General features: G+C 68.2%; 26 protein-coding genes and 1 tRNA gene. 18 read left to right on the top strand and 9 right to left on the bottom strand.

Going from position 1 to position 17,737, the window contains the following annotated elements; genetic code table 11:
- Positions 1-99: 99 nt before the first annotated feature.
- From OVA30_RS07325 to OVA30_RS07310, 4 genes are all read right to left on the bottom strand, one after another.
- Positions 100-1,539 carry a circularly permuted type 2 ATP-grasp protein gene (locus OVA30_RS07325; protein WP_003597167.1) on the bottom strand — a complete coding sequence of 480 codons (1,440 nt, stop codon included), beginning with the start codon at positions 1,537-1,539 and terminating at the stop codon, positions 100-102.
- A 315-nt stretch (positions 1,540-1,854) separates the two neighbouring features.
- Positions 1,855-2,601 carry a RadC family protein gene (radC, locus tag OVA30_RS07320; protein WP_268175045.1) on the bottom strand — a complete coding sequence of 249 codons (747 nt, stop codon included), beginning with the start codon at positions 2,599-2,601 and terminating at the stop codon, positions 1,855-1,857.
- Positions 2,602-2,615: 14 nt separating this feature from the next.
- A complete protein-coding gene (gene map, locus OVA30_RS07315) occupies positions 2,616-3,470 on the bottom strand; it encodes a type I methionyl aminopeptidase (RefSeq protein WP_268175044.1) in 855 nt (284 codons plus the stop codon).
- A 194-nt stretch (positions 3,471-3,664) separates the two neighbouring features.
- Positions 3,665-4,117: a GNAT family N-acetyltransferase gene (locus tag OVA30_RS07310; RefSeq protein ID WP_268175043.1), complete on the bottom strand. Its 453-nt coding sequence runs from the start codon at positions 4,115-4,117 to the stop codon at positions 3,665-3,667.
- Positions 4,118-4,249: 132 nt separating this feature from the next.
- Here OVA30_RS07310 and OVA30_RS07305 point away from each other — a divergent pair, with 132 nt between their 5' ends.
- The 3 genes from OVA30_RS07305 to OVA30_RS07295 all read left to right on the top strand — a co-directional run bounded on the left by OVA30_RS07305 (position 4,250) and on the right by OVA30_RS07295 (position 5,841).
- Positions 4,250-4,516 (top strand): zinc-finger domain-containing protein, encoded by a 267-nt coding sequence (locus OVA30_RS07305; RefSeq protein WP_003597164.1) that lies wholly within the window; start codon positions 4,250-4,252, stop codon positions 4,514-4,516.
- Between the two features lie 16 nt (positions 4,517-4,532).
- Positions 4,533-5,720 carry an FAD-dependent oxidoreductase gene (locus OVA30_RS07300; protein ID WP_268175042.1) on the top strand — a complete coding sequence of 396 codons (1,188 nt, stop codon included), beginning with the start codon at positions 4,533-4,535 and terminating at the stop codon, positions 5,718-5,720.
- A gap of 34 nt (positions 5,721-5,754) precedes the next feature.
- Positions 5,755-5,841 (top strand) — tRNA-Leu (locus OVA30_RS07295).
- Between the two features lie 201 nt (positions 5,842-6,042).
- Here OVA30_RS07295 and OVA30_RS07290 read toward each other — a convergent pair.
- A complete protein-coding gene (locus tag OVA30_RS07290; RefSeq protein WP_003597162.1) occupies positions 6,043-6,312 on the bottom strand; it encodes a hypothetical protein in 270 nt (89 codons plus the stop codon).
- A gap of 269 nt (positions 6,313-6,581) precedes the next feature.
- A complete protein-coding gene (locus OVA30_RS07285; protein ID WP_268175041.1) occupies positions 6,582-6,839 on the bottom strand; it encodes a hypothetical protein in 258 nt (85 codons plus the stop codon).
- Positions 6,840-7,170: 331 nt separating this feature from the next.
- Between OVA30_RS07285 and OVA30_RS07280 the strand changes: the two genes are divergently transcribed.
- The 3 genes from OVA30_RS07280 to OVA30_RS07270 all read left to right on the top strand — a co-directional run bounded on the left by OVA30_RS07280 (position 7,171) and on the right by OVA30_RS07270 (position 8,267).
- The gene (locus OVA30_RS07280; RefSeq protein WP_238508026.1) at positions 7,171-7,419 is read left to right on the top strand and encodes a hypothetical protein; all 249 of its coding nucleotides are present in this window, start codon (positions 7,171-7,173) and stop codon (positions 7,417-7,419) included.
- Positions 7,420-7,467: 48 nt separating this feature from the next.
- Entirely contained in the window at positions 7,468-7,596 is a 129-nt protein-coding gene (locus OVA30_RS07275; protein WP_003597156.1) for a hypothetical protein, read from the top strand.
- Between the two features lie 230 nt (positions 7,597-7,826).
- Positions 7,827-8,267 carry a hypothetical protein gene (locus OVA30_RS07270; RefSeq protein ID WP_268175040.1) on the top strand — a complete coding sequence of 147 codons (441 nt, stop codon included), beginning with the start codon at positions 7,827-7,829 and terminating at the stop codon, positions 8,265-8,267.
- 64 nt (positions 8,268-8,331) lie between these two features.
- Here the strand turns inward: OVA30_RS07270 and OVA30_RS07265 are convergent, their stop codons facing one another.
- From OVA30_RS07265 to OVA30_RS07255, 3 genes are all read right to left on the bottom strand, one after another.
- Positions 8,332-9,402: a phosphatase PAP2 family protein gene (locus OVA30_RS07265; RefSeq protein WP_268175039.1), complete on the bottom strand. Its 1,071-nt coding sequence runs from the start codon at positions 9,400-9,402 to the stop codon at positions 8,332-8,334.
- Between the two features lie 90 nt (positions 9,403-9,492).
- On the bottom strand, positions 9,493-10,740 hold the full coding sequence (locus OVA30_RS07260) for a GGDEF domain-containing protein (protein WP_015950888.1): 1,248 nt from the start codon (positions 10,738-10,740) through the stop codon (positions 9,493-9,495).
- Positions 10,741-10,853: 113 nt separating this feature from the next.
- The gene (locus OVA30_RS07255; RefSeq protein WP_015950887.1) at positions 10,854-11,234 is read right to left on the bottom strand and encodes a hypothetical protein; all 381 of its coding nucleotides are present in this window, start codon (positions 11,232-11,234) and stop codon (positions 10,854-10,856) included.
- A gap of 602 nt (positions 11,235-11,836) precedes the next feature.
- Here OVA30_RS07255 and OVA30_RS07250 point away from each other — a divergent pair.
- The 12 genes from OVA30_RS07250 to rplO all read left to right on the top strand — a co-directional run bounded on the left by OVA30_RS07250 (position 11,837) and on the right by rplO (position 17,632).
- Positions 11,837-12,370 (top strand): thermonuclease family protein, encoded by a 534-nt coding sequence (locus OVA30_RS07250; RefSeq protein WP_268175038.1) that lies wholly within the window; start codon positions 11,837-11,839, stop codon positions 12,368-12,370.
- A gap of 308 nt (positions 12,371-12,678) precedes the next feature.
- The gene (locus tag OVA30_RS07245; RefSeq protein ID WP_082289311.1) at positions 12,679-12,960 is read left to right on the top strand and encodes a hypothetical protein; all 282 of its coding nucleotides are present in this window, start codon (positions 12,679-12,681) and stop codon (positions 12,958-12,960) included.
- 353 nt (positions 12,961-13,313) lie between these two features.
- Entirely contained in the window at positions 13,314-13,682 is a 369-nt protein-coding gene (gene rplN, locus OVA30_RS07240) for a 50S ribosomal protein L14 (RefSeq protein ID WP_012253654.1), read from the top strand.
- The gene (gene rplX, locus OVA30_RS07235) at positions 13,682-13,996 is read left to right on the top strand and encodes a 50S ribosomal protein L24 (protein ID WP_003597143.1); all 315 of its coding nucleotides are present in this window, start codon (positions 13,682-13,684) and stop codon (positions 13,994-13,996) included. The genes rplN and rplX overlap by 1 nt, the downstream gene beginning before the upstream one ends.
- Positions 13,989-14,555: a 50S ribosomal protein L5 gene (gene rplE / locus OVA30_RS07230; RefSeq protein ID WP_003597142.1), complete on the top strand. Its 567-nt coding sequence runs from the start codon at positions 13,989-13,991 to the stop codon at positions 14,553-14,555. The genes rplX and rplE overlap by 8 nt, the downstream gene beginning before the upstream one ends.
- 41 nt (positions 14,556-14,596) lie before the next feature.
- Positions 14,597-14,902: a 30S ribosomal protein S14 gene (rpsN, locus tag OVA30_RS07225; RefSeq protein ID WP_003597141.1), complete on the top strand. Its 306-nt coding sequence runs from the start codon at positions 14,597-14,599 to the stop codon at positions 14,900-14,902.
- 12 nt (positions 14,903-14,914) lie between these two features.
- Positions 14,915-15,310 (top strand): 30S ribosomal protein S8, encoded by a 396-nt coding sequence (rpsH, locus tag OVA30_RS07220; protein WP_003597138.1) that lies wholly within the window; start codon positions 14,915-14,917, stop codon positions 15,308-15,310.
- A 16-nt stretch (positions 15,311-15,326) separates the two neighbouring features.
- Complete coding sequence (gene rplF, locus OVA30_RS07215; RefSeq protein WP_012253653.1) at positions 15,327-15,860, top strand: 50S ribosomal protein L6; 534 nt, start codon at positions 15,327-15,329, stop codon at positions 15,858-15,860.
- A gap of 11 nt (positions 15,861-15,871) precedes the next feature.
- Positions 15,872-16,234, top strand: coding sequence for a 50S ribosomal protein L18 (gene rplR, locus OVA30_RS07210; protein ID WP_003597133.1), 363 nt, complete (start codon positions 15,872-15,874; stop codon positions 16,232-16,234).
- A gap of 90 nt (positions 16,235-16,324) precedes the next feature.
- Complete coding sequence (gene rpsE, locus OVA30_RS07205; RefSeq protein WP_012253652.1) at positions 16,325-16,903, top strand: 30S ribosomal protein S5; 579 nt, start codon at positions 16,325-16,327, stop codon at positions 16,901-16,903.
- 11 nt (positions 16,904-16,914) lie between these two features.
- On the top strand, positions 16,915-17,109 hold the full coding sequence (rpmD, locus tag OVA30_RS07200) for a 50S ribosomal protein L30 (protein WP_012253651.1): 195 nt from the start codon (positions 16,915-16,917) through the stop codon (positions 17,107-17,109).
- 13 nt (positions 17,110-17,122) lie between these two features.
- Positions 17,123-17,632 carry a 50S ribosomal protein L15 gene (rplO, locus tag OVA30_RS07195; RefSeq protein WP_003597126.1) on the top strand — a complete coding sequence of 170 codons (510 nt, stop codon included), beginning with the start codon at positions 17,123-17,125 and terminating at the stop codon, positions 17,630-17,632.
- Positions 17,633-17,737: the final 105 nt, after the last annotated feature.

Raw genomic sequence — 17,737 nt, 5'->3', positions numbered from 1 at the left:
CTCGCGGGCGCGTTGGCGACCAGGGCGGCAGATGCGCGGTGTTTCATCACCGACGCTGCCCGGCCTGCTTGAAGATTGCAAAAGAATCGGGCGAAGCGCTCAAGCATCGAGCACCCAGGTATCCTTGGTGCCGCCACCCTGGCTCGAATTGACCACGAGCGAACCTTCTTTCAGCGCGACCCGCGTCAGGCCGCCGGGCACGATGCGGATCTCGTCGGCGCCGGCCAGCACGAAGGGGCGCAGATCGACGTGGCGGGGGGCAACGCCCGAGGCGACGAAGGTCGGGCAGGTGGAGAGCGAGAGCGTCGGCTGGGCGATGAAGTTGTCGGGCGCGTGGCGCAGCTTCTTCGCGAACTCGTCGATCTCGCGCCGCGTCGCGTGCGGGCCCACCAGCATGCCGTAGCCGCCCGAGCCGTTGACCTCCTTCACCACGAGGTCCTTGAGGTTGTCCATCACGTAGGAAAAGGCGTCCTTTTCCCGGCAGCGATGGGTCGGCACGTTGTGCAGGATCGGGTCTTCGCCGGTGAAGAACTTCACGATTTCCGGCATGTAGCTGTAGACGGCCTTGTCGTCGGAGATGCCGGTGCCGACCGCGTTCGACAGGGTGACGTTGCCCCGCTCGTAGGCGTTCATCAGCCCCGGCACGCCGAGCACCGAATCCGGCCGGAACACCAGCGGATCGAGGAAATCGTCGTCGAGGCGGCGGTAGATCACATCGACGCGGCGCGGACCTTCGGTCGTGCGCATGTAGACGACCTCGTCCTTGGTGAAGAGGTCGCCCGCCTCCACCAGCTCGACGCCGAGTTTGTCGGCCAGGAACGAGTGCTCGTAGAAGGCCGAGTTGTAGCGGCCGGGGGTCAGCAGCACCACGGTCGGGTCGCGGGTGGCGGAAGCCGGGGCGAGGCTGCGCAGCGTCGCGAGCAGGGCGTCGGGATAATTCTCGACCGGGGCGACGCGGTGGCGCGAGAACAGCTCGGGGAAGAGCCGCATCATCACCTCGCGGTTCTCCAGCATGTAGGAGACGCCGGACGGGGTGCGGGCGTTGTCCTCCAGCACGAAAAAGTCCTTCTCGCCGGTCCGCACGATGTCGATGCCGGCGATGTGGACGTAGAGGTCGTGCGGCACGTCGAAGGCGCGCATCTCCATGCGGTAATGCGGATTGCGGTAGACGAGGTCGGGCGGGATGATCCCCGCCTTGATGCATTCCTCGGCGCCGTAGATGTCGTTGATGAAGGCGTTCAGCGCGGTGACCCGCTGCTTGAGGCCGCGCTCTAGGAAATCCCATTCGGGCTTGGTCAAGACCCGCGGGATGATGTCGAAGGGGATCAGCCGCTCGGTCGATTCGTTGGCGCCGTAGACCGCGAAGGTGATGCCGATGCGCCGGAACAGCATCTCGGCCTGGCTGCGGCGGGTGTTGAAGTGCTCCGGCGGCGTCTTGTCGAGCCAAGACTTGAGGATGTCATAGGCCTCGCGCACGGCCGCCGGTTCGAGCTGCCCCGCCCCGCCCCCATTCATCTCGTCGAACGCCGTGTGCGCCATTCGCGCGATTCCCCCTGATGTCTCGCGTTGCCGGAGCAAGAGGCAGGCCACCCGGAAGGTTTCCTGCCAGTCCTGAAACCGTCTCCACCCCGGCTGCCGCGGCACGAGGCGCCGCCGGCAGGAGATCGCCACAAGCCCTCATCGATGCGAGCGACACGGGACGACCCTCCGGTCGATGTAGCGGACGCCCCGCGCAAGCCTATTCCTGGGAGCGACGCTCCGCTGCAAGTTTGCGCAACCTGTCAGCGAAATGCCTCCGGACACACCCAGCCCTGCGGGTCCCGGCCGGGGTGCACACCCGGACGGCCGGACGCGTCAGATCAGCTTGAGCCCTTTCAGGCTCGCATGTCCGTCACGGCCGAGGATGACGTGGTCGTGCACCACGATGCCGAGGGGATCGAGCACCGAGACGATCTCCCGCGTCATGCGGATGTCGGCCCCCGAGGGGGCCGGGTCGCCGGACGGGTGGTTGTGGGCGAGGATGATCGCGGTGGCGGCGAGTTCGAGCGCGCGTCTGGCCACCTCGCGGGGATAGACCGGCGTGTGATCGACGGTGCCGCGGCCCTGCACCTCGTCGGCGATCAGGTGGTTGCGCCGGTCGAGGAACAGCACCCGGAACTCTTCGCGGCCCGAGAAGGCCATGGTGGCGCGAAGATACTCGATCAGGGCGCTCCACGACGAGAGCAGCGGACGCGCGGCGATGGCGCCGCGGGCCAGCCGCCGGCCGGCGGCCTCGACGAGCTTCAAGTCGGCGGCGACGCCGGCACTGACGCCCTCCACCTCCATGAGCCGGGCGGGCTCGGCGCTGACGACCTCGGCGAAGGAGCCGAACCGATGGATCAACGCCTTGGCGAGCGGCTTCACGTCCCGCCGTGGAATCGACCGGAACAGGGTGAGTTCGAGCAGTTCGTAATCGGCCAGCGCCTCGGCGCCGGCTTGCGCGAAGCGGGTGCGCAGGCGCTCGCGGTGGCCGTGATAGTGCGGGGTCTCGTCGGCCGGCGCGGGACCAACCGCCTCGGCAAGGCCCGGCAGAGCGAGCGGTTCGGTCGGCCGGCGGGCCATCTCCCGGCGGGCCGTCAGTCGGCCTGCGGGCCGTTCGGTTCGAGACCATGCGGCTTGGGCTGATCGAGGCCCTTGGGCGAGAGCGTGAAGATCTCGTAGCCGTCTTCCGTCACCGCCACGGTGTGCTCGAACTGCGCCGAGAGCGAGCGGTCGCGGGTCACGGCGGTCCAGCCGTCGGAGAGCACCTTCACCGCGGGCCGGCCGAGATTGATCATCGGCTCGATGGTGAAGAACTGGCCGGCTTTGAGCGGGACGTCGTAGCTCGCCTCGACGTAGTGCAGGATGGTCGGTGCGTCGTGGTAGACGCGACCGAGCCCGTGGCCGCAGAAATCGCGCACCACCGAGCAGCGCTCGGATTCCGCATAAGTCTGGATCGCCCGGCCGATATCGTTGGTGGAGCCGCCGGGCTTCACCGCGCGAATGCCGCGCATCAGCGCCTCGTAGGTGATCTCGCACAGGCGCTGCGCCTTGCGCGGCACCTCGCCGATATAGGCCATGCGGCTCGAATCCCCGTGCCAGCCGTCGAGGATCAGGCAGCAATCGAGGTTGACGATGTCGCCGTCGCGCAGGGGCTTGTCGTTGGGAATGCCGTGGCAGACGACGTGGTTGATCGAGGTGCAGATCGACTTGCGATAGCCGCGGTAGAACAGCGAGGCCGGATAGGCGCCGTGATCCATCCCGAACTCGAAGGCGAGCTTGTCGAGATATTCCGTGGTCACGCCAGGCTGGGCGGCCTCGACCAGGAGATCGAGCGCCTCCGCGGTCAGGCGGCCGGCGCGGCGCATCCCCTCGAACCCCTCCGGTCCGTGGATCGGCGGCTCCGGGGCGCGGCGCCCGCCTTCGGCGACGGCTTGCTCTTCACGGCTCATGGGGATCGGGCGCTTAGCGAGGGACGTTCGAGGCGGACGCCCTCGTCTTACGCCGCCCCAAGGCCGGCGCCAACCCGAGCGCGCCCGCGCATGAATGCCTTTGGCGCTGTTTCATGGGACGGACCGCACCTCGATTCGTCACGGATCGAACCGGCGGGGCGACCAGCCGGGCGTCGAATCAAATCAATGCGTTCTCACCTTTGAATGCGCTTCGTCATCGGCACAAAGCTCTCGGCTTGTCCGAGCAGGACCGGCGCATCCCTCATCAGTCGTGTCCATCCCGTTGACGAATAGAACCCTTCGGCATCCGACGCCGCGCTGACGAACAGCCTGCCGAGGCCAAGCGCTCGCGCGTAATCCGCCACCATCGCGTCGAGCACCCGGCCATGCCCGTTCCTGCGAAGGGGGGCGGTGATGGCGACGAGTCTGACGATCCCTGTCCCGTTCCCGAGGTCGTCGAGGCGCGTGGTGCCGATGCCCGCTTCATCCCGCATCAAGAGCAGGGCGTGGTGGTTCGGGAAAAGCTCCTCAGGCCGGGCATCGTCATAACCAACACGTCCCCTTTCCTCCCACAACGAGGAACGACGGATGGCATGGTAGACCTGCCGATCGGATGGTTCGGCGACGCGAACAAGAGAATATCGCATTGGGTCAGCGTCTCCCGCGTAAGGTCGCTTCCTCGCATTCGCGGGTCTTCAGACCATCGGCAGATCGAAGCGGGACCCTAGGATTGCCGCCTCGAACGCGCTAGACGGGGACCTCCGTTTCAGGGACGTGCGATGGCTGACAAGGCGGTTCCCCACTTCCACAATCAGGCCGGCGTGACCGTGATCGCGGTGGGCTCGAAGGAGTTCATGTGCATCGGGGCGCTGCCGCCCTTCGATCATCCGCACGTCTTCCTCGACATGGGCAGCGAGACCGAGATCATCTGCCAGTACTGCTCGACCCTGTTCCGCTACGACCCGAAGCTGAAGCCGGGAACCGCGGAGCCGGCCGGGTGCGTGTGGCACGACGAGACGCCCGACAAGACCGCCAAGGCGGCCTGACCGGGCCGGGCCGTCCGTGGCGGCGCTCTCCATCGTCATCGTCGGCGCCGGGATCGGCGGCCTCACCGCCGCGCTTTCGCTCGCCGGAGCCGGCCATTCCGTCACGCTGATCGAGCGTCGCACCGGGTTCTCCGAGGTCGGCGCCGGCCTCCAGCTCTCGCCGAACGCCAGCGCGGTGCTAATCGGCCTCGGGCTCGGCGGGGCCCTGCACCGGGCGGGCGACGAGCCGCCGGGCGTCACCGTGCGTGCGCTGACCACCGGCCGCGTCGTCGGCGGCATCCGCTTGGGTGCGAGCATCCGCGAGCGTCACGGCGCGCCGTACTACGTCCTGCATCGCGCCGACCTGCAGACGATCCTGCTCGATGCCGTGCGCGGGCGCCCCGGCATCCGCCTCTGCGTCGGGCGCGAGGTCTCGGGCCTGGGCGAGACCGAGAACGGCGTCAGCCTGACGGTGCGCAGCATCGATGGCGACCGCACCGAGACCCTCAACGCCGACCTCGTCATCGGCGCCGACGGCGTGCGCTCGAGCCTGCGACAGCATTTCGACACGCGTCCGTTGCGGCTCCACCGCCAAGCGGCGTGGCGGGCGGTGATCCCGCGCGAAGCCGCGCCCGAGGCGCTTCAAGGCGCCGAAACAGGGCTCTGGCTCGGGCACCGGCGGCACGTCGTCCATTACCCGATCAACGGCGGCAAGCGGCTCAACGTGGTGGCGATCGTCCCCGAGCGCGAGGGCGACGAGGATTGGGGCCGGATCGGCGATCCGATGGTCCTGCGCGACCATTTTCCCGATGCGGCCCCGCCGCTGACGGAGCTGCTGACCCTTCCCGATAGCTGGATGGTGTGGTCGCTGGTGGACCGGCCGGCGGTGCGGCCGATGGCGCGGGGCCGGATCGCGCTTCTGGGCGACGCCGCCCATCCGGTGCTGCCGTTCCTGGCCCAGGGCGCGGCGCTGGCCATCGAGGACGCTGCGGTGCTGGCAGCCAGCCTGTCGGCCCAGGCGAGCGTGCCCGAGGCGCTTTCGGCCTACGCCGCGGCGCGCCAGTCCCGCGTGCGGGCGGTGCAGCGGGCCGCCCGCCGCAACGGGCGCTTCTACCATGCCGGCCGGCTGATCAGCTTTGCCCGGGATATGGTGATGCGCCGCGCCGGCCCCGAAGGGATGAGCGCGCGCTACGCCTGGGTCTACGGTTGGCGCCCACCCGCTTGATCTGGCCTCACCGGACCGCTACCGCTGCGCCGATGCGGACGTGGCGAAACCGGTAGACGCACGAGACTTAAAATCTTGCGGCCGCAAGGCTGTGCGGGTTCGAGTCCCGCCGTCCGCACCAATCCATTGAAATTGCAAGTATCGTCAGTGAGATACTGGCAGGCCGGTGTTTTCCCCGCGCTTTCCGCGCAGGCTCGCGAAAGCGGCCTGAACAGCCAGCCTCATCCGCGATCGAAGGCCACCAGAGGGATTTCGAGAGCACCGGGCGGCCTTCTTGGAAGAGCCGGGAGCGGTCCTCACCCCCGGCTCTCTTCAGCCTCGATTACCGGGCCGGACGCTCGCGAACGGTCCGCTCTTCGCGCCGCTCGATGCGCTCCTCACGACGGGCATCGGGATCGACCCCGAGCACGCCGCCGACGGTGCCGGTCGCGGCCCCGACAGCACCGCCCACGACGCCGCCGACCGGGCCGGCGGCGCGGTTGCCGTCTTCGACGCCGCGTTCGGCGCCGCGGATGGTCCCCTGCGCCTGGGCCGTCGCGGACAGGGCGAGCGGGGAAAGAACGAGGGCAGAGACGAGCAATAGCCGCTTCATCGGGTTGGCTCCTGGAATGGGTGCGCGGGCGGTAAGCCGCGCTTCACAGGATTAACGGCCGAGAGGGGCGATGGTGCCGAAAGCCGGGATCGATCACCACCCTGCGGCTTCTGCAAAGAGGCGCCGTTGGGCTTCCGCTTGATGACCTTCTTGGCGCCGGATGCCGTCACCTCGGCGTCCGAGGCGCCCGCGCGGCGCGTCCACTCCACGATAGGGTCCGCGCCGTTCGATTGCAGCCGCGTGGTTCCGGCGAGGACGAGCGACACCTCTCAGCGGGCGGCAGGAGCGGGGTTCGGCTGCGTCGGCTCTCGCGGGGTCGGCTGCGGATTGCCGGAATTCTGAGCCTCGGGGGACGGCGCCGGCTGCTGTTGCTGCGGGCTTCCCGGCTGCCCCTCGTTGAGGGTTTGGTTGGCCTCAGTCTGCAGCTTGTCGGCGGTCTGTTGGGTGATGAGCCCGTAGGAGACGGCCGCGGCGAGCGCCACGGCGATGACCGCGCCGAGCAGGGTTCTCTTGAGCTTGTCCGGCATCAGGGGTGGCCCTTGCATCAGCGCGGCTGTGAGCGCGCCATCTCGGCGAGAGAACAGGGGGCGGGACGATGCGTTCCGGTGATCACGATCGCGGATCGGCACCGGACCTCGACAGGCTCAATCGAACGCCCGGGAGACTTTGCGAGAGGCCAGGACTTGAAGCGGCTTTGCCGTAAAAGGCAGGGCTTCCGCTAAGTTTTGCGGCGACTCGCGCAGGACTATCTTTATGCATCCGAAAAGCGCAGGATGATCTCACCATCGGAAGAGCAACCCTCAGGCTCCGATGGCTGAGGGCAACCATGTCCCCGCCTGGATCACACAGGCGGAGATCATGACCAATATCATTCAAATGAGCGAACACGGCGGCGCGTCGTCGTCCTATCGTCTCTATGATGTCGGAAGTACCGGCGCCGAAGGGCCCGGACGCTTTATCCGCGCCAGAACAGACCCCGAAGCGAAGGCTCATGCCTTGGCGCTCCTCAACGATCATCCCATCGAGCTTTGGGACAGGGCGCGCTTCATCGCTCGCTACTGGCCGGGAAATCTTCCGATGGCGGTCTCGGTGAAGGTCTTCAACTAGCCGCGACACGCCTTTACGATCGCAAGCGAACCCGAAGGAGCCATCGACATGGCCACCGAGAAGAAACGCGGCAACCGCGAGACGAAGAAGCCGAAGAAGTCGACCGCGAAGGTGATCGCCGCCGCGCCCTCTACCAAGAACCTCGTCTCCGCGGCCGTGAAATCCGCCGGCCGCTGATCGGCCGCAGAGCTTTTCGATCCGCACGCCATGTTGCTTCCCCAGTGGGCGAAGGCGTGTGGGCAGGCTGCTCGATACTGGACCCCGGCGATCTAACGCGTTGTTGTCGCCGAGGGCGTAGATGAGCCTCCGCCTCATCCGGTTCGAGCAGCCGCACGATGATGCGCTCTCCACAGCGCTCAGCCGATCCAGGCTCGACGCGGCCGGTCAAGCCGTGCGAGCCTTGCCCGGTGTCGATCACCAAGCCCGAACTTTCCGCGTTGCTCGCCAGCGCGCACCGCGTTCCGGAGCGTGAGCGCATCGCGGCGTTCCTGCGCGATCCGGCAACGGAGATCATCGACAACCCGTTCTCGGCCACCCGCGCCGCCGCGGCGCGCAACACCTGGGCCGGCCGGAATTTCGACTTCCGCGTCATGGGTGTCGAGGCCGCGGGCCTGACGGATCTGCTGAGCGCGCTGGCCGAGCTTCCGGCCTCCGAACCGCTCGTCGAGGACATCGCCCGCTCCGGTCCGCATACCGCGTCGATCGTGCTGAGTGGGGACCGCAGCCGCGTCGTCGGCGTGGCCCTCTACGGCAAGCCCGGCACCGCGCTCCCACGCTTCGTCGCGCCCCGCCCCCGCCGCCGCGCCATTGCCGCGACCCAGCTCGACCTGTTCGCCGATGCGGGGTGAGGCGCCGACGCTCCTTCATCTCCACTAAAGGCCGGTCCGCCCGCCCGATCTCTGGGCGTAAGCGTCAACCCGTCGTCTGGGGACGCGGGAGCGGCCCCACGCCCCTGTCCGGCACCGCTTTGCACGAGGCCCCTGCGCCCGCGACCGAGAACGGCCGCCGGAACCGGTGAGCGGCCACCAGAGCAACCCCCATCAGCGTCCCGGCCAGCACGTCCGGCCCGTAATGTCCGCCCGCGCCGAGCGTGGCGACGATGATCGCACCGTTGAGGAGAAGGGCCAGCGGGCCGACCACCGGCACCGGGGCGAGCGCCCAGGCGGTGAGGACCGCGAGACAGGCGTGGAACGAGGGGAAGGTGACGAGGCCGCGGATCTCCGAGAGCGCGATCGTCGGCAGCGTTCCGTTGCGCAGGGCCTGCAGCGCGTCGAGATGCCAGAGGGCGCCGACCGTTTCGAGATGCCCCTGCGGATAGGCCTGCGGCTCGTAATAGGCGTAGGGCCCGATTGCGGGAAACAAGGCCGAGACCGCGATGGAGGCGAGCAGCGCCAGGCTGAACAGGCGGGCATAGGCCCAGAGGCGCGAGACCCGCGACACCGCGCTCAAGGCGATGACGACGAGCCCGACTTGCGGTCCGCTGGAATGGTAGGCGAGCGCCAGCCACCAGGAGAGATCCGGATGCGCGGCGAGGCCGCCGACCCAGCCGCGCCAATCGAAGCCCATGGCCGCCTCGACCCGCGCCAGGGCGGGATCGGCGAAGGGCATCGCCAGGGTGGCTCCGAGGTAATGCAGCACGGCCGCCGCGGTGGTGAAAGCGGCCAGATAGGCGCTCGACAGGGCCATGGCCCGCAGCTTGGGTTCCGGCTTGACGGCGCTGAACAGGAAGGCGAGCCCGAGCAGGACGGTCACCGCACCGAGCACCGCGAACAGGCCGCTCCAGGCGACGCCGATCCCGGCGATCGCGAGCCAGAGGGCATCGAGGAGAATCAGGCCGCCGACGAGGGCCCAGAGCCGGGGACCGGGCGCCGCGAGGCCCGCACTCAGCCGTCGGAGACGCGGGCCGGCCGATAGGTCGGACGGTGGGTCGGCCCGCGCGTCAGCCTTGCGTGAGCCGGCCCAGCGTTCCTCGTCGAGCAGCATCCGTCGGTCGCTCCTTCCGGCCCGCACCATTCGGCCGCCCCCGGACGAGAAGACGCGGCAGCGCGCGTTTTGTTCGGCAGGTCAGCGACGTCAGACGGAGGGGAGTGTGGCGCGGGCCTCGGCGCCGGCCTGTCGGTTCACGTTCGCGGCGGGCATGAAGCTCTCGACCCGGTTGCGGCCCTCGTTCTTGGCCGCGTAGAGCGCGAAGTCGGCGGCCTTCAACAGGTCGGAGGCCTGGATGCCGAAATCGCGCGTCCGCCCCCGCCCGGCGGTGGTGCCGACGCTGACGGTCACTGGCGTTCCCGCAGGCAGGCCGGGATGGCGGATGGCGAGATCCGTGATGGCCACGCGAATCGCCTCGCCGGCCGACCGCGCCGCGGACGGGTCGGCCTCCGGCAGCAGGGCCACGAACTCCTCGCCGCCGTAGCGTGCGGCCAGACCGCCATGGGCCGCGACGGAGGTTTGCAGCGCCTCCGCCACCGCCACGAGGCACAGGTCCCCCTCCGCGTGCCCGGCGGTGTCGTTCAGGAGCTTGAAGTGATCGAGGTCGATGAGGATGACGCCGAGCCACGCATCCCGCTCGCCGGCGAGGGCCCATGCCGCCTCCAAGCGCTCCGAGAAGTGGCGACGGTTGGACAGGGCCGTGAGCGAGTCGGTTTCGGAGAGCACGGTGAGGCGCGCATTGGCGCGGGCGAGCGCCTCGCCCTGGAGCTTCACCCGCAGGCCGATGAGGAAGGTTTTGCGGGCCTCCCATTCACGGGAGTAGCAAAGCTTCAGCGGCACCAGGATCAGCCCGGAGACCAGCAGGGGTAGGCCGCTGCGCTCCGCGTTGCACAGGCCGAACCCGAGAACGAGGCCGCCATAGAGCGCGAACGAGGCACCACAGAACCACAGGCAGTGCCGGAACGGCATCGGCGCGATCAGCCCGACCACCAGCGGAACGATGGTGGCGATGATGATGTAGACGTCGGCATGCGGGGCGGGTGCGAGACGGGCGCTGTTGAGGACGACGACGATATCGACGAGGGCGGTGGCGAGGACGGCAGCGGAGATGCGCACCGTCGTCGGCCGTCCCCGCAGGGACACGATCGCCGCCAGCGCGACCGGGCAGAAGACACCCAGCGTCATCGCCAGGGGCACGACGAACCCCTCGGGACCGAACACCTCCCGGTCCATGACGAGGGAGAGGACATTGAACAGGGTGAAGATGGCGAGCCAGGACTGCACGTAGCGCCCGCTCTGCCGGGCGGTCTCGGCACGGTACTGCGCTTCGAGCGCGTCCGGAAATTTGAGCCGGTACCAGGGGCGGCTCAGACCGGCTTCGATCGGCTGTAGCATCGATGCGCCAAGTCTAGCCTCTGCTGCGCAAGTGTTAGCGTATCGGAATGCGGTTGCTCAATGCTTAATGTCAGCCGGGGCGAGAGGAAGCCGGCTTTGTTCTTTCGGCAATGTCATTCTTGCGGCGATGTCGAGACCGGGTCACCCGCCGCCCCGTAGCCGCGCCTGGCCGCGGCCCGGTTGACGATCCCGAAGCGGAGGACCGTCTCCTCCAAGTAATCGACCGCCCTGACGAGCTGCCGGCGCGCCCGGTCCCACTCGTCCGCCTCGGCATCGCTTGAGGTCTCGGCCAGGGTGACGGAGGCGATCAGAACACGGTCGCGTTCATCCTCGATCCGCCGGTCGCGCTCGACATGGCCCCGCACATCGGCATCGAAGGCTGCGATGATGGCCCAGGGGAAGTCGTCCTTCCGCCCGCTCGCCGGGAAGCCGGCTGCGAGCCGCCGGGCCTCAGCGGCCGCCCCGCGCACGAGATCTGCCAAGCTCACCGCCACCGTCCGACCCTCTTCGCTCCGGGCCGGCGCGACACCTCGGCCCTGTCTTGCCAACGTCCGCCGCAGCGATCCCGTTCGCAGCCGAGGATACGGGCGACGTCCCGACGCACGGAGTCTTGAGCGTTCCCCCTCCGTGTGCCGGCATCTCATGCATACGACGAGGCCGCCCTCTACGCTTACGCCCGCCGAACGGTTTGGGGGCATCGCCGCTCGGTGGGCGCAAGCGACCGGGAGGCGAACCGACCGGCGCGGCGAAGGATAGGGCCGGCGCGCCGTTCCGACAGGGGCAGGCGGTGCGAGAGTTGGCCGGGCACGTTGGAACGGCCGCTCTTGGTTAAGGACCCCGAAGGCAGGCCCTGCGGCGACAGGCGCGACACCGGCATGCCACCGCGGCATGCCGCAGGCCACGAAAAGGGCATAAGCCATGCTTTAGGTTGCCTGACAGACGCGCTCCCCTGTCGAAGCCCTTCGGGGCGAGAGGGATCGGGCGGTTTGCTCATCACGTGAACGACAAACACGTGAGCGTTTTCGGCAGAGCAATGACCGACGCCTCCGCAGGGGATGCCTCTCCGGGTCGAGCGTCGGAAACTCATGGTGTTTCGATGAGACGAACGGGATTTCTCGGTCTGAGCGTCATCGTCCTCGCCGCATTCGGCGCCATCGGCGCCGGCCACGCCAGCGAAAGCGTGAGCGGTCAGCCGCGGATCTTGAGCGGCGACACGCTGGTCGTCGGCGGGCGCGTCGTCGGCCTCTACGGCGTGGCGGCGCCCGGCCTCAAACAGACCTGCCTGAACGCCAAGGGCCACGGCTATGCCTGCGGTGCCCACTCGGCCAAGGCGCTGGCCGCCCACCTGAAGGATGCCACCGTCACCTGCCAGATTCGCGAGACCGACAGCTACGGCCGTGCGCTCTCCGTCTGCCACCGGGACAAGGAGGACCTGAGCGCCTGGATGGCGGAGAAGGGCCTTGCCATGGCCGAGCGCAACCGGCGCGCCGCCTATGTCGGCGCCGAGACGGTGGCCTGGGGCAAGCGCCTCGGCCTGTGGGCGGGCTCGTTCGAGGATCCGACCGAACGGCCACGGACGAGCTACCTCAAGGCCAGCACGGTGGCCGACGCTCAGCCCGAGGCGCACTGAAAAGCCCCGGTTCAGGCCAAACCCCAAAGCGGACCGGATTTAGCGAGGCGCCAGGACCGATCCAGGCCCGAGCGTGGGCGACAACGGTGTGCATCCGCACGGAACCGGCGGCCGCACGGCCGCCGCACCGCTTGCGACCGGCTCGGTCCGGTGCCACGTAGAAGTCTCCAGGCGCGCGGATGGGGCGGCTGGGGACGTGACCGTGGTGTCGCTCCCTGACACAACCTCCCCGGACTTGTCCGCCGCGCGAAGCTGCGGCCTCAAGCCCGCTGGTTCCGGCGGCCTGCGCCAGGGAGTGATGAGAAGCCATGCGTTGCCCGTTCGCCGTCTCCGCCCTCCTGCTAGCCGGCCTTGCCCTCTCCGGTCCTGTCCTCGCTCAGGATGTGGGTGACACCCGCGTCACCCCGACCGGCCGCACCGTCACCGCGACCGGCCAGACCAAGCCGCCGGCCCCGGGTCAGACGCAGGGTGACATCTCGTCGGTCTCGCAGGAGCAGATGCTCAAGGCCCAGCGCGCCGCGCAGGCGCGCGACAAGGCTTGGGACGCGAAGATGAACAAGACCATGGGCTCGATCTGCAAGGGCTGCTGACCGCCCCTGCCCAAGCCCCGGCGGACGGCGAACGAAGCCTTTCCGATCCCGCTCCGCCGACCCCGGCACCCTGCCGAAAATCCTCCGCGCGACCCTTCCGGCAGCCGCCGGCTCGCGCGAATTCACCCGGCTCCAGGCTTGCACAGCGCCCGCGTCCGTAGTATCGGGCACGCCTTCGCGACAGTCCTTGGGGTGCTCGCATCCCTTCGTACGCGGTGACCGCGCCGGCGTTCCAACGCCGATAGCGCGGTCTCTTACATGAGCCGGGGACTTCAAATCCCCATCAGGCGTCGTCCGCCGGGCAATACCGTCCGTGTGCGGAAACCCGCCTGAAACAAGGAAAGGTCACTCCCGTGATCCAGATGCAGACGAATCTGGACGTCGCCGACAATTCGGGTGCGCGCCGCGTGATGTGCATCAAGGTACTCGGCGGGTCGAAGCGCAAATATGCCGGCGTCGGCGACATCATCGTCGTCTCCGTCAAGGAGGCGATCCCGCGCGGCCGCGTGAAGAAGGGCGACGTCATGAAGGCGGTCGTCGTGCGCACCGCCAAGGACGTGAAGCGCGCCGATGGTTCGGTGATCCGCTTCGACAAGAACGCCGCCGTTCTGATCAACAATCAGAAGGAGCCGGTCGGCACCCGTATCTTCGGACCGGTGCCGCGTGAGCTGCGCGCGCGCAACCACATGAAGATCATCTCGCTCGCTCCTGAGGTGCTGTGATGGCCGCCAAGATCAAGAAGGGCGACACGGTCGTCGTTCTCACCGGTCGCGACGCGGGTCGCTCCGGCGAGGTCATCCAGGTCATGCCGAAGGAGGACAAGGCCTTCGTTCGTGGCGTCAACCTGGTGAAGAAGCACCAGCGCCAGACCCAGAACCAGGAAGGCGGCATCATCTCCAAGGAGGCCGCCATCCAGCTGTCCAACATCGCGGTGGCCGATGCCAACGGCAAGCCGACCCGTGTTGGGTTCCGCATCCTCGACGACGGGCGCAAGGTCCGGTTCGCCAAGACCACGGGGGATCAGATCGATGGCTGAGGCCGACAAGAACGCCTACATCCCGCGTCTGCGCAAGCATTACGACGAGGTTGTCCGGCAGAAGCTGATCGAGCAGTTCGGGTACGCGAACCCGATGCAGGTCCCGCAGATCGAGAAGATCGTCATCAACATGGGCGTCGGCGAGTCCACCGCGGATTCGAAGAAGGCCACCGTTGCGGCGGGCGACCTCGCGCTCATCGCCGGCCAGAAGCCGGTCATCACCCGCGCCCGCAAGGCGATCGCGACCTTCAAGGTCCGCGAAGGCATGCCGATCGGCTGCAAGGTGACCCTGCGCAAGGCTCGCATGTACGAGTTCATGGACCGTCTCGTCACGATCGCGCTGCCGCGCGTCCGCGACTTCCGCGGCCTGAACCCGCGTTCCTTCGACGGCCGTGGCAACTACGCCATGGGCCTCAAGGAGCACCTCGTGTTCCCGGAGATCTCCTACGACAAGGCGGAGCAGACCTGGGGCATGGACATCGTCGTCCAGACGAGCGCCACCACGGACGAAGAGGCCAAGGCTCTCCTCGCCCATTTCAAGTTCCCGTTCCGGCAGTAAGCGGCGGCAACGTCGCTTAGACGCGGACACTGGAGAAAGACATGGCTAAGAAAAGCTCAGTCGAGAAGAACAACCACCGCAAGGATCTGGTGAAGCGCTTCGCCGAGAAGCGCAAAGCCCTCCTCGCCATCGCCAACGACGAGTCCCGTGAGATGGAGGAGCGCTTCGAGGCGCGCCTGAAGCTCGCGGAACTGCCGCGCAACTCGTCGGCCACCCGCATCCGCAACCGCTGCGAGATGACCGGCCGTCCGCGGGCCTACTACCGCAAGCTCGGCATCTCACGCGTGGCTCTGCGCGAGCTCGGCAACCGGGGTCTCATCCCCGGCCTCGTGAAGTCCAGCTGGTAAGGGGAGGCATCCATGGTGAACGATCCCGTGGGTGATATGCTCACCCGCATCCGCAACGGTCAAAGCCGTCGCCGCAACGTCGTCCAGACCCCCGGCTCGCGCCTGCGCGCCTCGGTTCTCGACGTGCTGAAGTCCGAGGGCTACATCCGCGACTACGCGGTGCAGGACCTCGGCAACGGCCGCACCGAGTTCCAGATCGAACTCAAGTACTACGACGGTCGCCCGGTCATCCGGGAGATCAAGCGGGTGTCGAAGCCCGGCCGCCGTGTCTACTCGTCGGTTGGCGAGTTGCCGCGCGTCGCCGACGGCCTCGGCGTCACCATCATCTCGACCCCGCAGGGCGTCATGGCCGATCACGTTGCGCGCGAGCGTAACGTCGGCGGTGAAGTGCTCTGCAAGGTGTTCTGATCCGGAGGACAGCGACATGTCTCGCGTAGGCAAGAAGCCCGTCCCCGTCCCGTCTGGCGTCACCGCCACGGTCACGGGTCAGACGGTGAAGGTGAAGGGCTCGAAGGGCGAACTCCAGTTCGTCGTCCCGTCCCAGGTGGTCGTCGAGTTCAAGGACGGCGCCGTCTCGGTGCAGCCCAAGGACCAGTCGAAGCAGGCCCGCTCCCTGTGGGGCACCTCGCGCGCCCAGGTGGCGAACCTCGTCGAGGGCGTCTCCAAGGGCTTCGAGAAGAAGCTGGAGATCACGGGCGTCGGCTACCGTGCCGCGATGGCCGGTAAGGCGCTCAAGCTCTCGCTCGGCTACAGCCACGACATCGAATACGAGATCCCGGCCGGCATCACGATCGTGACGCCCAAGCCCACGGAGATCGTGGTGTCGGGCATTGATCGGCAGCGCGTCGGTCAGGTCGCGGCGGAGATTCGCGAGTATCGCGGTCCCGAGCCCTATAAGGGCAAGGGCGTGAAATACGCTGGCGAATTCATCTTCCGCAAGGAAGGCAAGAAGAAGTAAGGGGGGCGATCATGTCGAACAAGAACGAAGCCCTCCTGCGTCGCAAGGCGCGGGTCCGTCGGGCCCTCAGAGCTGCCGCCAACGGCCGTCCGCGGTTGTCGGTGTTCCGCTCGTCCAAGCAGATCTACGTCCAGGTCATCGACGACGCCGCGGGCCGCACGCTCGCCGCCGCGTCGAGCCTCGACAAGGATCTCAAGTCCAGCCTCAAGACCGGTGCCGACAAGGCAGCGGCCGAGGCGGTCGGCAAGCTCGTCGCCGAGCGGGCCAAGGCTGCGGGCGTCACCAAGGTCGTCTTCGACCGCTCGGGCTACATCTTCCACGGTCGCGTCAAGGCTCTCGCCGACGCCGCCCGTGAGGGTGGCCTGGACTTCTAAGACGCCGCGTTCCCTCCCCCTCGTGGGGAGGGGACCCATCGAGCGAGCGGGTCGTTCCGATCCGCGTCAGTGAGATAACAGGAATCAGATATGGCACGTGAACGCGAGGGTCGTCGCCGCGACGACCGCGAGGAGCGCGACAGCGAGTTCGTGGACAAGCTCGTCCACATCAACCGCGTCGCCAAGGTGGTGAAGGGTGGCCGTCGCTTCGGCTTCGCGGCGCTCGTCGTCGTCGGCGACCAGAAGGGCCGCGTCGGCTTCGGCCACGGCAAGGCCCGTGAGGTGCCGGAGGCGATCCGCAAGGCAACCGAGGCCGCCAAGCGCGGTCTGATCCGGGTGTCGCTGCGCGAAGGCCGGACCCTGCACCACGACGTCAACGGTCGCCACGGCGCCGGCAAGGTGATCCTCCGCGCTGCTCCGCAGGGCACGGGCATCATCGCCGGCGGCCCGATGCGCGCCGTGTTCGAGACGCTCGGCATGCAAGACGTCGTCGCCAAGTCGCTCGGCTCGTCCAACCCCTACAACCTCGTGCGCGCCACCTTCGACGCGCTCAAGAACGAGGACAGCCCGCGCTCGGTCGCGGCCCGTCGCGGTCTCAAGGTGTCGGCCCTCCAGGCCCGTCGCCGTGACGCCGACCCGGCCGACACCTCCGAAGCGGCCGTCGCGTAAGGGAGGGCAGCATGGCAACCAAGACTGTCCGCATCGAGCAGATCGGCTCGCCGATCCGCCGCGAGGCCTCCCAGCGTGCGACGCTGGTCGGCCTTAAGCTGAACAAGCTGCACCGCGTTTCCGAGCTGGAGGACACTCCCTCGGTCCGCGGAATGATCCGCAAGGTCGCGCACCTCGTGCGCGTCCTCGACGACGCCGCGGCGTAAGGAGGGCTCCACCATGAAGCTCAACGAGATCCGCGATAACGAAGGGGCCACCAAGGCCCGCATGCGCGTCGGCCGGGGCATCGGCTCCGGCAAGGGCAAGACCGGTGGTCGCGGCGTGAAGGGTCAGAAGGCCCGGAGCGGCGTGTCCATCAAGGGCTTCGAGGGCGGTCAGATGCCGTTGCATCGTCGCCTGCCCAAGCGCGGCTTCAACAACATCCACGCCCATGACCTGAACGAGGTGAATCTCGGCCGGGTGCAGCAGGCGGTGGATGCCGGCAAGCTCGACGCGAGCGCCGCCGTCACGGTCGAAGCGCTGGTCAAGGCCGGGATCATCTCCCGTGCCCGCGACGGCGTGAAGCTGCTCGGTGTCGGCGAGCTGACCTCGAAGCTCAGCTTCGAAGTGACCCGCGCCTCCAAGTCGGCCATCGAGGCCGTCGAGAAGGCTGGCGGTTCGGTGACCACGACCTTCGCCGCCGGCGTCGCCCATCGCGGCGCGGCGGAAGGCGCGGTTGCGTCGGCCTGACACCACGATTAAGTCGAACGCCGAAGCGGCGGCCCGTGCTCGCACGCGGCCGCCGCTTTCGCTTTCAGGGACCGTTCGAGACGCGTCCCGACGGCAATTCCTGGG

This window comes from Methylorubrum sp. SL192 (assembly GCF_026672325.1).
Classification (GTDB): domain Bacteria; phylum Pseudomonadota; class Alphaproteobacteria; order Rhizobiales; family Beijerinckiaceae; genus Methylobacterium; species Methylobacterium extorquens.
This window is presented reverse-complemented; position numbering and strand designations above follow the sequence as displayed.